The following is a 14,976-nucleotide window of genomic DNA, read 5'->3' as shown; positions in this document are numbered from 1 at the left end:
ACGATGCAGCATCGAAAGTCTTAGAGCGTCCTTTGTACGTCCAATTGGACGCATGGCGCTCTAATTGAGTTGTTGCGTGAGCGCCGGCCGCGGGAGAAACTGCGGCGGGCAAAATGTCCATTGGAGAACAAGCCGCGATGCGTGATACGGCCAGTGGCCCGCGCGTTTTGCTGAAACGGCTCCGCGAGCTCATGCAGGAGCCGCTGGAGCCACAGGAGCGGCTCGACCGTATCGTGCGCGATATCGCCGCCAACATGGTCGCCGAGGTGTGCTCGCTCTATGTGCTGCGCGCCGATTCGGTGCTCGAACTCTATGCCACCGAGGGTCTGAACCCGAAGGCCGTCCATTTGGCGCAGCTCAGGCTGGGCGAAGGCCTCGTCGGCACGATCGCGGCCTCAGCACGGCCGCTCAATCTCTCCAATGCGCAGGAACATCCAGCCTTCGCCTACCTGCCGGAAACGGGGGAAGAGATCTACAATTCCTTCCTCGGCGTGCCAGTGCTCAGGGCAGGGCGCACGCTTGGTGTTCTGGTCGTCCAGAACAAGACCATGCGCCACTATCGCGACGACGAAGTCGAGGCGCTGGAAACGACGGCGATGGTGATCGCCGAGATGATCGCCACCGGCGACCTTGCACGGCTGACCCGGCCCGGGCTCGAACTCGATCTGCGCCGCCCGGTGAGCTTTACCGGCCTGTCCTTCAACGAGGGTGTCGGGCTCGGTCATGTCGTGCTGCACGAGCCGCGCATCGTCGTCACCAATCTGTTCAACGAGGACAGCGATGAGGAGATCAAGCGGCTCGATGCATCCCTTGGTTCGCTCCGGCTCTCCATCGACGATATGCTGGAACGCCGCGAAGTCGCTTTCGAAGGCGAGCACCGCCAGGTGCTCGAAGCCTATCGCATGTTCGCCAACGACAGCGGCTGGGTGCGCCGGCTGGAAGAGGCGATCCGCAACGGCCTGACGGCGGAAGCGGCGGTGGAAAAAGTGCAGAGCGACATGCGTGCCCGCATGCTGCACATGACCGATCCGTATTTGCGCGAGCGGATGAGCGATTTCGACGATCTCGCCAACCGGTTGCTGCGCCAGTTGATGGGGCGCGGGCCGGACGATGTTGCGGCCTCGCTGCCGAAGGACGCCATCATCGTCGCCCGCTCGATGGGGGCCGCCGAACTGCTCGATTATCCCAGAGACAAGCTGCGCGGGCTGGTGCTCGAGGACGGCGCGGCGACCAGCCATGTCGTTATCGTGGCGCGGGCCATGGGCATACCGGTCGCGGGCCAGATGAGGGGCGCCGTTTCCATGGCGGAAAACGGCGACGCCATCATTGTCGATGGCGAGGAAGGCGCGATCCATCTGCGCCCTCAGCCCGACCTCGAAGCCGCCTATGCCGAAAAGGTCCGCTTCCGGGCGCGGCGGCAGGAGGTCTACCGCGAGCTGCGCAAGAAGCCGTCGGTGACCAAGGACGGCGTCCAGGTCGACCTTTTGATGAATGCGGGCCTAGCCGTTGATCTGCCGCAGCTTGCCGAGGCTGGCGCCGCCGGCATCGGCCTGTTCCGCACCGAGCTGCAATTCATGGTCGCCTCGACCTTTCCACGTGCGGAAGCCCAGGAACGGCTCTACCGCGACGTGCTCGACGCGGCGCGCGGCAAGCCGGTGACCTTCCGCACCATCGATATCGGCGGCGACAAGGTGCTGCCCTACTTCAAGGACACGATCCAGGAAGAGAACCCGGCGCTCGGCTGGCGCGCCATCCGCCTGACGCTCGACCGGCCGGGCCTGTTGCGCACCCAGATCCGCGCGCTTCTGAAGGCCTGCGGTGGGCGTGAACTGAAGCTGATGCTGCCGATGGTGACGGAGCTCGGCGAGATCGCACAGGCGCGCGAGATCATCGATCGCGAGGTGCGGCATCTGTCGCGTTTTGCCCATCATCTGCCGACCAGCCTGAAGCTCGGGGCCATGCTGGAAGTACCGTCGCTGCTGTTCCAGCTCGACGAGTTGATGAAGGCCGTCGATTTCGTCTCGGTCGGCTCGAACGATCTGTTCCAGTTCGTCATGGCGGTCGATCGCGGCAACACGCAGCTCTCCGACCGCTTCGATGCGCTGTCGACGCCGTTCCTGCGCGTTCTGAAGCAGATTGCCGACGCCGGGGTGCGCAATCAAACCCCGGTGACCTTGTGCGGCGAACTGGCCGGCAAGCCGATCTCGGCGATGGCGCTGATCGGCCTTGGCTACCGGTCGATCTCGATGTCGCCGGCTTCGATCGGTCCGGTCAAGGCGATGCTGACGGAACTGCCGCTGGCCGAACTGGAGACGTTCTTCGACGACAATCTCATGGCGCCGGTCCAGGGGTTGCCGATGCGGGCGCTGCTGCAAGCCTTTGCCGACGACCGCTCCATTCCGTTGTAGATTCACGTGAGGGCGGCCTGCAAATGTCGATTTTCTGCGCTTCCGGTGCTCATGTACCTAAATGTACATTCCGCTCCGGTTCTCGAAACTCGTCATTTTCGGCTCGCCCTGACGTGAATCTTATCTAAGTTCCAGGACTATGATCAACCTGCCCCGCGACCGTATGGATCAAGTCGTCAAGCGTTTCGACATGCTCGAAGCGCAGATGTCGGCCGGGCCGGCGGCAGACGCCTATGTCAAGATGGCGTCGGAATATGCCGACATCCAGGAGATGGTGGCAAAGATCAGGGCGCTGCGAACCGCCGAGGATGAACAGGCCGACTTGCAGGCGATGCTCGCCGACAAAAGCACCGATGCCGAGATGCGGGCATTGGCCGAGGCCGATCTGCCCGAGGTCAGGGAACGCATCGAGGCGCTGCAAAGGGACATCCAGATCCTGCTTCTGCCCAAGGATGCCGCAGACGACAAGAACGCCATCCTCGAAATCCGCGCCGGAACCGGCGGCGACGAGGCGGCTCTCTTTGCAGGCGACCTGTTCCGCATGTACGAACGCTACGCCGCGGCACGCGGCTGGCGTTTCGAGACGGTGTCGGCCAGCGAGGGCGAGGTCGGCGGCTACAAGGAAATCATCGCCACCATTTCGGGCAAGGGGGTCTTTGCCCATCTGAAATTCGAGTCCGGAGTGCATCGTGTGCAGCGCGTGCCGGCGACCGAGGCCGGCGGGCGTATCCACACCTCGGCGGCGACGGTTGCCGTGCTGCCCGAAGCGGAAGAGGTCGACATCGACATCAGGGCCGAAGACATCCGCATCGACACGATGCGCGCCTCGGGTTCGGGCGGCCAGCACGTCAATACCACCGATTCGGCGGTGCGCATCACCCATTTGCCGACCGGCATCATGGTGGTGCAGGCGGAGAAATCGCAACACCAGAACCGGGCGAAAGCCATGCAGATCCTGCGCGCCAGGCTTTACGACCTCGAGCGCAGCAAGGCTGCCGAGGAACGCTCCGAATCGCGCAAATCGCAGGTCGGTTCCGGCGATCGCTCGGAGCGCATCCGCACCTATAATTTTCCGCAGGGCCGCGTCACCGACCATCGCATCAATTTGACGCTCTACAAGCTCGACCGGGTGATGATGGGCGAACTCGACGAGATCGTCGACGCGCTGATCGCCGATCACCAGTCGAAGCTGCTCGCCGATATCGGCCTCGATGGCTGACAGTCTGCCTGGAACGCTCGGGCCGCTGCTGAAAGCGGCGCGGGCACGCCTTGCCGCGGCCGCAGTCGCCGATCCGGCGCTGGATGCACGGCTGATCGTCGAACATCTTTCCGGCACGACCCGCACACAAGCCATCGCCGATCCCGAATGCACGGTCGATGCCGGCGCGATTGCCGCGATCGATGCAGCCTTGAGGCGGCGGATTGCCGGTGAGCCGGTGCATCGCATCCTCGGCCATCGCGAATTCTATGGCTTGCGCCTGTCGCTGTCACAGGAAACGCTGGAGCCGCGACCGGACACCGAAACGCTGGTCGAAGCGGTGCTGCCCTTCGTGAAGGCGACAGCGGAACGGCAAGGCCAATGCCGCATTCTCGATCTCGGCACCGGCACCGGCGCCATCGCGCTGGCGCTGCTCAGCGCCGTTCCGGCGGCGGTCGCCACCGGTGTCGATATTTCGCAAGGCGCGCTGGCGACCGCCATGCGCAATGCCGGGGAATTGGGGTTAGCCGACCGGTTCCAGGTGCTCAAATCCGACTGGTTCGAAAAAGTTTTTGGCCGATACCATGTAATTGCCGCTAACCCTCCCTATATAGCGTCCATAGACATTGAAAATCTGCAGGACGAAGTCCGCGATTTCGATCCACGCCAAGCCCTTGATGGCGGCGTGGACGGTCTGAGTCCCTACAGGAACATTGCCGCTGAGGCGGCAGGTTTTTTGGAAGCCGAGGGCAGGATTGCGGTCGAGATCGGCCACACCCAACGCAAAGAGGTCACGGACATATTCTCCGCAGCCGGCTATATGCCGGCGGGGGTATTCCGCGACTTTGGCGGAAACGACAGGGTTCTGATCTTTGAACTGACAAAGCCGTGATGCAGTGCAAAAAAGCGCTTGGCAATGCCGGGGAATGCGGCTAGGGTCGCCTTAACCGGATGAGACGAAGCAGGCAGTGCTCTTAGCGATTCGGTTTCCTTGGAAATAGCTGCCTTCTTGCGCAAACGACGCCCAAGCTTCGTGCGGGAATCGTCCGACAAGTGATGTAACCGGAACAGGATGACACGTGGCGCCAACGCAATCGATGCGGGCGAACGCCGGTGAAGAGACGAAACGGCTGGCTGCGTGAGCGCCTCCGTTCGTGAAAAAAGTTTTCGAAAATTTCAAAATGAAGAGAGTCGAATGAGGCCACAACAGCAGAACAGGCGCATGCGCGGTCGCAACAACAATGGCGGCGGCAACAACAACAACAACCGCAAGGGCCCAAATCCCCTGACGCGCAACTACGAGAGCAACGGTCCGGATGTGAAGATCCGCGGATCGGCTCAGCAGATCGCCGAAAAATACGCAACCCTTGCCCGTGACGCGCAAAGCTCCGGCGACCGAGTGATGGCGGAAAACTATCTCCAGCACGCCGAGCACTACAATCGCATCATCGCTGCCGCGCAGGCGCAGCTACCGATCCAGAGCGCTCAGCAGAACCGCGACGATTTCGACGATGACGGCGACGAAGATCGCGACGAGTTCGACAATGCCGGCAACAGCAATGTCGGTGAGACTGCGGCTCCGGTGGTCAACCACGGTGGCGGCCCGCAGCCGGTCATCGACGGCACGCCGGCCGAGTTGGCGTTCAACCAGGAAAGCGGCCGTGATAATCGCGATAACCGTGGGCGCGATAACGATGGACGCGACAACGGTGGGCGCGACAACAATGGCGGCCGCCATCGTGACCGTCGCCCCAATGGCGGCTACGGCCAGAACGGCCAGCGCGGCGAATACGGTGCGCGCGGCGAGCAGGGCGGACAACGCGACGATCAGAACCGGCGCGACGATCAGAACCGGCGCGGCGATCAGAGCCGGCGCAACGAGACACCGGTACAGAACGAGACGCCCGTACAGGCGGAAACTGTGTCTCCGGTCGAGCCGGTTTCTGTGGCCGAACCCGCGCCGCAGTTCGAAAACTTTTCGCCGGCGGCTCTCGCTGCCCAGGCTGAGATGAACGAAGCAGCCGCCGAAAGCGGCGCTGCCCGCCGCCCCAGGCGTCCGCGCCGCCCGCGCGTCAATGCTGATCAGGTGGATGGCGGTAACGACAATGCTGGCGCTGATAACGTGAATGCAGCTCCGGCGGAAGACGCCGGTGGCGAACCCGCCATCATCGACGTCAACAACTGATCGAGCAAGGCCTCAGACATTCTTGGACGGCGGAGAGAAATCTCCGCCGTTTTTGTTTTGCGCGCTCGGGCAATATTATGCATTCACCATTATTGGGACGTCTTGAGGGTCCGTGGCTTGCGCCCCATATCTCGCGTGAACAGGACCCGGCTCGAACGGGCGGGTCCGTCACCGCAATCTGATCCGGTGCCGCAAAGCGGGCCGGTGACGGAAGGAGACAGAGATGAACCTTGAAAAATATTCCGAGCGCGTGCGCGGCTTCATCCAGTCCGCGCAGACCTTGGCGCTCTCGCGCAACCACCAGCAATTCACCCCCGAACATATATTGAAAGTGCTCGTCGACGACGACGAGGGCTTGGCCGCGTCGTTGATCGAGCGCGCCGGCGGCAGCGTCCGCGACGTCAAGCTTGGCGTCGAGACGGCACTTGAGGCAATGCCCAAGGTGGAAGGCGGCAACGGCCAGCTCTATCTGGCGCAGCCGCTGGCCAAGGTGTTCTCGACCACCGAGGAACTGGCCAAGAAGGCCGGCGACAGCTTCGTCACGGTCGAGCGGCTGCTGACGGCGCTGGCGGTCGAGAAATCCGCCAAGTCCGCCGACATTCTGACCAAGGCCGGCGTGACGCCACAGGCGCTGAACCAGGTGATCAACGACGTCCGCAAGGGGCGCACCGCCGATTCGGCGAGCGCCGAGCAGGGCTATGATGCGCTGAAGAAGTACGCGCGCGACCTGACTTCCGACGGCCGCGCCGGCAAGCTCGACCCGGTCATCGGCCGCGACGACGAGATCCGCCGCACCATCCAGGTGCTGTCGCGCCGCACCAAGAACAATCCGGTGCTGATCGGCGAACCTGGCGTCGGTAAGACGGCGATCGCCGAAGGGCTGGCGTTGCGCATCGTCAACGGCGACGTGCCGGAATCGCTCAAGGACAAGCAGTTGATGGCGCTCGATATGGGATCGCTGATCGCCGGTGCCAAATATCGCGGCGAATTCGAGGAACGGCTGAAGGCGGTCCTTTCGGAAGTTACCGCTGCCGCCGGCGGCATCATCCTGTTCATAGATGAGATGCACACGCTGGTCGGCGCCGGCAAGGCGGATGGCGCCATGGATGCGTCGAACCTGCTGAAGCCGGCACTGGCACGCGGCGAACTCCACTGCGTCGGCGCAACGACGCTCGATGAATACCGCAAGCATGTCGAGAAGGACGCTGCCCTTGCCCGCCGCTTCCAGCCGGTCTTCGTCAATGAGCCGACGGTGGAAGACACCGTCTCAATCCTGCGCGGCCTGAAGGAAAAATACGAGCAGCACCACAAGGTGCGCATCTCGGATTCGGCGCTGGTCGCGGCAGCGTCGCTGTCCAACCGCTATATCGCCGATCGCTTCCTGCCGGACAAGGCCATCGACCTTGTCGATGAGGCCGCGTCGCGGCTCCGGATGCAGGTCGATTCGAAGCCCGAAGCGCTGGACGAGATCGACCGCCGCATCATGCAGCTCAAGATCGAGCGTGAGGCGCTGAAGGTCGAGAAGGACGACGCGTCGAAGGACCGGCTCGCCCGCCTCGAAAAGGATCTTTCCGCTCTGGAAGAAGAATCGACCGAACTGACCTCGAAATGGCAGGCCGAGAAGCAGAAGCTCGGGCTCGCCGCCGACCTGAAGAAACAGCTCGACGAGGCGCGCAACGAGCTCGCCATTGCCCAGCGCAAGGGTGAATTCCAGCGGGCCGGCGAGCTTGCCTACGGCAAGATTCCGGAACTGGAAAAGAAGCTGAAGGCAGCCGAAGCCCAGGACGGCAAGGTCGGCATGGTCGAAGAAGTGGTCACCCCCGATCACGTCGCTCATATCGTGTCGCGCTGGACCGGCATTCCGGTCGACAAGATGCTGCAAGGCGAGCGTGACAAGCTGCTGCGCATGGAAGACGAGATCGGCAAGCGGGTCGTCGGCCAGGGCGAGGCGGTGCAGGCCGTGTCGAAAGCCGTTCGCCGTGCCCGCGCCGGCCTGCAGGATCCGAACCGGCCGATCGGTTCGTTCATGTTCCTCGGTCCGACCGGCGTCGGCAAGACCGAACTGACCAAGGCGCTTGCCAGCTTCCTGTTCGACGACGAGAGCGCCATGGTGCGCATCGACATGTCGGAATTCATGGAGAAGCACTCGGTCGCCCGGCTGATCGGCGCGCCTCCCGGCTATGTCGGCTATGAGGAAGGCGGCGCGCTGACCGAAGCGGTGCGGCGCCGGCCCTATCAGGTCGTGCTGTTCGACGAGATCGAAAAGGCGCATCCGGACGTGTTCAACGTGCTGCTGCAGGTGCTCGACGACGGCCGCCTGACCGACGGGCAGGGCCGCACAGTCGATTTCCGCAACACGCTGATCATCATGACGTCGAACCTCGGCGCCGAATATCTGGTCAATCTCGGCGAGAACCAGGACGTCGATGTCGTCCGCGACGAGGTGATGAGCGTCGTCAGGGCGTCGTTCCGGCCGGAGTTCCTCAACCGCGTCGACGAGGTGATCCTGTTCCACCGGCTGCGCCGGCAGGATATGGGCCGCATTGTCGAGATCCAGCTCAAGCGGCTGGAAAGCCTGCTCGTCGATCGCAAGATCACGCTTTCGCTGGACCAGGAGGCGATCGACTGGCTGGCGGCCAAGGGCTACGATCCGGCCTATGGCGCGCGGCCACTGAAGCGGGTGATGCAGAAGGATCTGCAGGATCCGCTGGCGGAGAAGATCCTGCTCGGCGACATCCTCGATACTTCGACCGTCAAGGTCACCGCCGGTTCCGACCGGTTGAACTTCCGCTCGAAGCCGACAGTCGTGGCGACCGAGGCGGCGGCCTGATTTCGAGGCCGCCACATGATTAAACACTAAACGGTGGGGCGCAGATGACGCTGGATGACTACAACAGCTTCTGCGCCTCGCTGCCTGCGGCGAGCCACGTCGTCCAGTGGGGCGGCGCCCATGTCTGGAAGGTCGGAGCCAAGGTCTTTGCGATCGGCGGTTGGAGCGAGGGCAAGGAGCCGTTCGTCACCTTCAAATGCTCCGACATCGCTTATGACATCTTGAAGGAACAGCCGGGCCTTCGGCCCGCGCCCTATCTTGCTTCACGCGGCATGAAATGGATCCAGCGCCAGACAAGCCAAAGCGTGGACGATGACGCGCTGAAGGACTATCTGCGCGAAAGCCATCGCCTTGTCGTGCTCAAGTTGACGAAGCAGGCGCGCAAGGAATTGGGACTCGCCACCAGCTAGCGATGTTGCTCTCACCGCCAGAAATCCGCCATCTTCATGCCCGGTTCATGTTGGAACCATATGGTTGGCAACTGATTTGCTGGCGAAGGGGTTCGCCGACCGCATCGGCCCGAACATCGTATTCGATTTCTGAAAGCAGGATGCGGAGATTTAAAGTGTTGGAGCGTCCTTTGCACGTCCGAAGGACGCGCGGCGCTCTGAAGAGACAATGCCGGCGGCGGCAATTACGGACCGGAGAATTTGGCCAAAATGTTCCGCACGATCTTCACCCTTTCGGCGCTCGCCGCCGGGCTGCTTTCTTCGAGCGCGATGGCCGCACCGACGGAAGACATGGCGCCGCGATCTGCCCGTGCGGCCGATGCCGGGGGGGTGCTGGTCGCCCAGAACGGCGATTTCGACGTCTATTACGACGCCAGGGGAAACCGCGTCATCGTCGATGCGGAAACCGGCACGGTCCTCGCCATCCAACCGCCGCAGACCAGGTTCGACCGCAGGGCGCTTCGCCGCGAGCGCTTGCGCAATCTCGGACCGGTCGAGGACGACCGCTATTATCTCGACGACCCGGAAGACGCGGCGCGCTTGCGCCGCAGGCAATTGGAAGAGGAAGGCCTGATCGTCGTACCGCCGGTCGAAGAATATGATCCCTACGGCGATCCGGTGGACGCTTTTCCCGAAGCACCGCTGGATGGCGGCAACTATGGCAACAATTATCCGGAAGCGCCGCAGCCGGTAAAGCCGCGCACCGTCAAGCGCCAGCCGCTCGACGAGGCTGCGATCGAACCGGTCGAGCCGACGGCGCCGGGCGACCAAGCGGCACTGCCGCCAAGGATCGACGGTAAGATTGTCGTCGATCCGTCGCTTTCACTCGGTGCACGCCAGGAGGTCGCTGCGCTGCAAGTGCTGCTCGACCGCGCCGGCGCTTCGCCCGGCGTCGTCGACGGGCGCTTCGGCTCGAATGTCGACAAGGCGCTCGCCGCCTACAACGAGATCACCGGCAGCAATCTGCGGTCGACCGATGTGGTCGGCATCCAGGCGGCCCTTGAGCAATCCGGCGGCGATGCCTTCGCCTCCTACAACATCACGCCCGAGGATGCGGCCGGCCCCTATGTCGCCTCGGTGCCGGAAGACTACGGCCAGAAGGCGCAACTCGACCGGCTGAGCTACACCTCCGTCACCGAAGCGCTGGCCGAGCGGTTCCATATGGACGAGAATTATCTGAAGGCGCTCAATCCGGAAGCCAATTTCAACCGTCCCGGCACGATCATCAAGGTCGCCAATTTCGGCAGACTGGTGGCGAATCCGGTGGCAAACATCATCGCCGACAAGGGCAAGAAGCAGGTCCGTGCCTATGACGCGTCGGGCAAGCTAATCGCGGCCTATCCAGCCACCATCGGCTCGGCGGACACGCCTTCACCCACCGGCACGCATGCGGTGTCGCGGGTCGCTCTTGACCCGAACTACACCTACAACCCGAACATCAATTTCAAGCAGGGCGAAAACAACAAGATCCTGACCATCCCGCCGGGCCCGAACGGCCCCGTTGGCTCGGTCTGGATTGCGCTGGACAAGCCGACCTACGGCATTCACGGCACACCCGACCCCTCCAAGATCGGCAAGACCGAAAGTCATGGCTGCGTGCGGCTGACCAATTGGGACGCGCGCGAACTGGCAAAAATCGTGTCGCCGGGCGTCACGGTGGAATTCATCGACTGAGCGCCCCTATCCCAAAGCATCGCGCAGCCCTGGGTCAACCCCGGAGCAGGCTCTTTGGGCGACGTGTTAATCGGCCGATGATCCTTGGCAAGCGAAGGAGCCGCGATCCGGCGGCACAGAAGTCCCGATCCTGTTCTGGTTTCAACGACAACAACCCTCTGGCTGGTTGTTGCCGGCGCATAGGAGGTCTAAGCAGGCTTCATGCGTTCTCCAAGCGAAGTCGGCGCTGACGCCGTCCCACTGGTCAGGCCGCTCCCGGCCGATACGTTTTGCCCGCAATCGCGGCGCAGCTTCGTGCTGATCGCGGCGATCCTGGCTTCCGCCCTTGGCTTCATCGACGGTTCGATCCTGGCCATCGCCACCCCGGCGATCCGCGTCGATCTTGGCGCCAGCCTCGCCGAGGCGCAGTGGATTTCAAACGCCTATGCGCTGACGCTTTCGGCGCTCATCCTTGTCGGCGGTGCCGCCGGCGATCGTTTTGGCTTGCGATATGCCTTCGTGGCAGGCATCGCGCTGTTCATTGCCGCCTCGCTTGCCTGCGCGGTGGCGCCGAACCCTCCGGTGCTCATTGCGTTTCGCGCCATTCAGGGCATCGGTGCCGCCGTCATGGTGCCGGGTAGCCTCGCCATTATCGCCAAAGCCTATCCGAAGAAGGAGCGCGGCAGGGCGATCGGCATCTGGGCGGCGGCCTCGGCGCTGACGACGGCGCTTGGCCCGGTGGCGGGCGGCGTTGTCTTGTCGGCCTTCGGCGACGGCATCTGGCGGGCGATCTTCGCGATCAATCTGCCGCTTGGTCTTGTCTCGATCTACCTTCTGCTCGCCAAGGTCCCGGCCGACGCACCGACGGAAAAGCGCAGCCTAGATCTCGGCGGCGCTGCCCTCGCCATCTTGGCGTTCGGCGCGCTTGCCTTCGGCTTGACTTCGATGGGCAGCGAAGGCGAGGGGCAAATGTCCGGCCCGAGCATCGCCGCCGGCGCGGTGCTGCTCATCGTGTTCATCGTCTTCGAGCGCCGGCAGCACGAACCGATGATCGATCTCTCGCTCTTTCGGGTCGGCGCCTTCGCCGGCGCCAATGTAGCGACCTTCTTCCTCTATTTCGCGCTGTCGGCCAACCTGTTCTATCTGCCGATGCTGCTGATCGCCGGATGGGGGCTGAGCGCTGCCGAGGTCGGCTTCATCTTCCTCCCGCTGTCGGTCTTGATCGCGCTGTTGTCGGGGCCCGTCGGCCGGTGGTCCGACCGGATCGGTCCGCGGTTTCCGATCGCCAGCGGCAGTCTCGTCGTCGCTGTCGCCTTTACCGGGCTTGCCTTGCTGGCCTATGCCGGCATCCACAGTTTCTGGTGGGGAGTGTTTCCGCTGATGGCGCTGATGGGGCTCGGCATGGCGCTGGTCGTGTCGCCGCTGTCGACGGCGGTGATGACGGCGGTCGAGGACAAGGATACCGGTGCTGCTTCGGGAATCAACAATGCCGTCTCGCGCATTGGCGGCCTGATCGCGGTGGCGGCGATGGGGTCACTGGCGGCCTGGATCTATGCGGCAGCGCTGAATAGCGGTGCCGCATCCGGCGTTCCGGGTTTCGGCGAACCGGCGCCGGCGAACCTGGCACCGGATCTCGATGCAGCAAGGCTTGCCGCCAGCGACGCAGCGTTCGCAGCCGTCGCCTTGGCGACGGCGCTGCTTTGCCTGCTCTCGGCAATCGTGGCGTGGACGACTGTTTCCGGCGAACGACTGCCATGGCAGCGTGGATCTGAGACTTCGCAGAGCTGAGGAGCCCGGAAAGGCTCCGGCTCAGCCTTCGATCTTGGCGCTCGCGACCTTCAGCGAATTGCTGTCTTCCTGCTTGAGCAGATCGTCGATGCGCCCGCGCTCGCGCTTGAAGGCGACGAGGTCGTCGCCCTTCAGCACCTTGCCGACCGGCAGGCGAACGCGCATCGGGTCGACCTTGGTGCCGTTGACGATCAGCTCGTAGTGGAGATGCGGACCGGTGGCGAGACCGGTCTGGCCGAGAAAACCGATGGTCTGGCCTTGGCGGACGCGCACGCCCGGCGCGATGCCTTTGGCAAAAGCGCTCTGGTGATTGTAGGAGGTCTCGTAGCCATTGGCGTGGCGGATGATGATCTGTTTGCCATAGCCACCGGCCCATCCGGCCTTCTCGACGACACCGTTGCCGGAGGCGATGATCGGCGTGCCGATGGAGGCTGACCAATCGACGCCGGTGTGCATGCGCACATAGCCGAGGATCGGATGCCTGCGGGCACCGAAGCCGGAGCGAAATTTTCCCGCGGGCAGGGGATTGCGCAGCAGGAACTGCTGGGCGCTGCGGCCGTCCTCGTCGAAATAGTCGGTGCTGCCATCCTGCATCTGGAACCGGTAGAAATTGCGCGTCGTACCGCCGAAGCTCGCCGAGACATAGAGCAGCTCGGATTCGTCGGATGCCCGGTCGTCGCCGTCCGGCTGCGAGAACAGCACCTCGATGCGGTCCGACGGACTGAGCCGCGACTGGAAATCGACACCGGACGCCAGGAGCTTGATCAGCCGCTTGGTCATCGCCTTGGACATGCCGTAGGAGTAGGCGGCGCGGTAGATGCCGTCGTAGACGTTCGGCAGATTGCCGCGCACCACCACCGGCGGCGAATCATCGAAGGCAGTCAGCAATTCGGGATTGGGCTCCGGCTCCTGCGCCGGCACATATTGGCCGTGATCATCGAGCGCGATGGTGACGATATGCTGGGCCCTGTCGTAGATGCCGGTGCGAACGACCTTGGCGGCGTCGCCATGGATCTCGAGGCCGACGCGCAGCACGGTTCCCGCCTTGAGCGCTGTCGCATTCAGCAATTTGGCGATCGCCTCGGCCATGCCGGTGGCGTCCTCGCCCGTATAGCCCGAATCGGCGAAGGCCTCGACTATGTCGCGGTCCCTGGTGAAGGGGATGATCTCCTCGGCGAAGGCCGGCGCCTGATCGTCGGGGGCAGCACGCGGCGACACCGAGACGTTTTCCGGGACGATCCTGACGTCGTAGGACCCGGCCATGCTCTCGGCGAATGCATCGCCGAATCGCTGCGGGTCGACATAATGCAGCGATGCGACCTGCACGGCGCCGTCGCTCAGGCCCGTGCCGGCCTGGCGCACCACCTTTTCCACCTCGTCGGCGGACAAATCACTCTTTTCGTCGAAGGCGGCCGTCTCGATCGGGAAATCGACCGTCTTCAGGCTCATCTCGCTTTCGACCTTGGCGCCATAGATCTGGCCGGCGGCGGCGGTCGCCGGCTGACCGGCATTGCCGTTGCGGTCATCGCCAAACACCTGCATGGGGTTGAAAGGCGGATAGGCGCGGCTGGTCGTGTGCCCGGCGGCAAGCGCCATCTTGATCTGCACGAAAGGCATGGTGTGGATGACGTCGCGGTCGCCGACCTTGGTCACCATCGACACTTCCATGCGCCGACGGTCCTTGGCCTTGGCGATCTGGCGCGGCGCCACCAGCCTGGTGGTCTTGGCGATCTCGCCGGAATCGTCGCCTCTTGCAAGGCTGATCAGTTCGGCGATCTCGGGCGGCGTTGCCAATTGCTGACGGCCGTCAAGGGCTGCGAACAGCGCCACGCCCATCAGCACGCTCGACGTCACGCCGGTAAGAAAAGTGCCCGACAGCCAGCGCGCCGAAACCTCGCGCCGGTCAGGCGGGCCACTGCGACCGTCCGCAATCAGCGGCGGCTCGTTGCCGAGTTCGGCTATGACATTTTCCGTATCTGGCATCCAGAAAGGCTGCTTCTTCCCCGGGCGGGACGGCTTGTCGCTTTTGTTGTGGCCATGACATTTGCCTGTCACGGCGGGCGAAGTCAACGAAGCGCCTGGCTTCGGCCGAGATCCCCAGTCATACTTCTCTCTTAGTGGCTCTCTTACAGCCTCTTATAAGGCGCCGCGCCGGTGGTGCATGCGCCGGCTTCGTTGGCGTTGGTGTCAAACCGCAATGCGGCGGCAATAGGGCTCCGTGGCGGTGGTCGGCTTTGTTATCCCCATGCCGCCGCGGAAGTCGGCTACCGAAAATCGGCGCCGCAATCTTTCGTCGCAAAAAATTCAAAAAAGACCGAAATCGTTGTTGACACTTTGGACGCCTGCCGACTATATACGCCTCACCAACGAGGGCGGCGCGCCGCTGGCGACGAAGAAGTTCGCTTCTAGATCTGCCCTCTGCGAAATTCAAGAGAGCCGCGTGAGCGACACTCGAACGGCCCCGA

9 protein-coding genes are annotated in these 14,976 nt (G+C 63.5%); 8 read left to right on the top strand and 1 reads right to left on the bottom strand.

Annotated features, from left to right (window positions below):
- Positions 1 to 137: 137 nt before the first annotated feature.
- From ptsP to CIT26_RS15340, 8 genes are all read left to right on the top strand, one after another.
- Positions 138 to 2,408 carry a phosphoenolpyruvate--protein phosphotransferase gene (ptsP, locus tag CIT26_RS15375; protein ID WP_095493373.1) on the top strand — a complete coding sequence of 757 codons (2,271 nt, stop codon included), beginning with the start codon at positions 138 to 140 and terminating at the stop codon, positions 2,406 to 2,408.
- A 139-nt stretch (positions 2,409 to 2,547) separates the two neighbouring features.
- Positions 2,548 to 3,627: a peptide chain release factor 1 gene (gene prfA, locus CIT26_RS15370; RefSeq protein ID WP_095493372.1), complete on the top strand. Its 1,080-nt coding sequence runs from the start codon at positions 2,548 to 2,550 to the stop codon at positions 3,625 to 3,627.
- Positions 3,620 to 4,498: a peptide chain release factor N(5)-glutamine methyltransferase gene (prmC, locus tag CIT26_RS15365; protein ID WP_095493371.1), complete on the top strand. Its 879-nt coding sequence runs from the start codon at positions 3,620 to 3,622 to the stop codon at positions 4,496 to 4,498. The genes prfA and prmC overlap by 8 nt, the downstream gene beginning before the upstream one ends.
- Before the next feature lie 303 nt (positions 4,499 to 4,801).
- Positions 4,802 to 5,791: a DUF4167 domain-containing protein gene (locus CIT26_RS15360; RefSeq protein ID WP_095493370.1), complete on the top strand. Its 990-nt coding sequence runs from the start codon at positions 4,802 to 4,804 to the stop codon at positions 5,789 to 5,791.
- Positions 5,792 to 6,014: 223 nt separating this feature from the next.
- Entirely contained in the window at positions 6,015 to 8,621 is a 2,607-nt protein-coding gene (gene clpB, locus CIT26_RS15355; RefSeq protein ID WP_095493369.1) for an ATP-dependent chaperone ClpB, read from the top strand.
- Between the two features lie 44 nt (positions 8,622 to 8,665).
- On the top strand, positions 8,666 to 9,031 hold the full coding sequence (locus CIT26_RS15350; RefSeq protein WP_095493368.1) for an MmcQ/YjbR family DNA-binding protein: 366 nt from the start codon (positions 8,666 to 8,668) through the stop codon (positions 9,029 to 9,031).
- Positions 9,032 to 9,280: 249 nt separating this feature from the next.
- On the top strand, positions 9,281 to 10,744 hold the full coding sequence (locus CIT26_RS15345) for a L,D-transpeptidase family protein (protein ID WP_095493367.1): 1,464 nt from the start codon (positions 9,281 to 9,283) through the stop codon (positions 10,742 to 10,744).
- 201 nt (positions 10,745 to 10,945) lie between these two features.
- Entirely contained in the window at positions 10,946 to 12,511 is a 1,566-nt protein-coding gene (locus CIT26_RS15340) for an MFS transporter (RefSeq protein ID WP_095493366.1), read from the top strand.
- A 21-nt stretch (positions 12,512 to 12,532) separates the two neighbouring features.
- On the opposite strand, the gene CIT26_RS15335 is transcribed toward CIT26_RS15340, so the two are convergent.
- Positions 12,533 to 14,494 carry a M23 family metallopeptidase gene (locus tag CIT26_RS15335; protein WP_167391418.1) on the bottom strand — a complete coding sequence of 654 codons (1,962 nt, stop codon included), beginning with the start codon at positions 14,492 to 14,494 and terminating at the stop codon, positions 12,533 to 12,535.
- Positions 14,495 to 14,976 lie beyond the last annotated feature (482 nt).

Source organism: Mesorhizobium temperatum (assembly GCF_002284575.1).
Taxonomy (GTDB): Bacteria; Pseudomonadota; Alphaproteobacteria; order Rhizobiales; family Rhizobiaceae; genus Mesorhizobium; species Mesorhizobium temperatum.
This window is presented reverse-complemented; position numbering and strand designations above follow the sequence as displayed.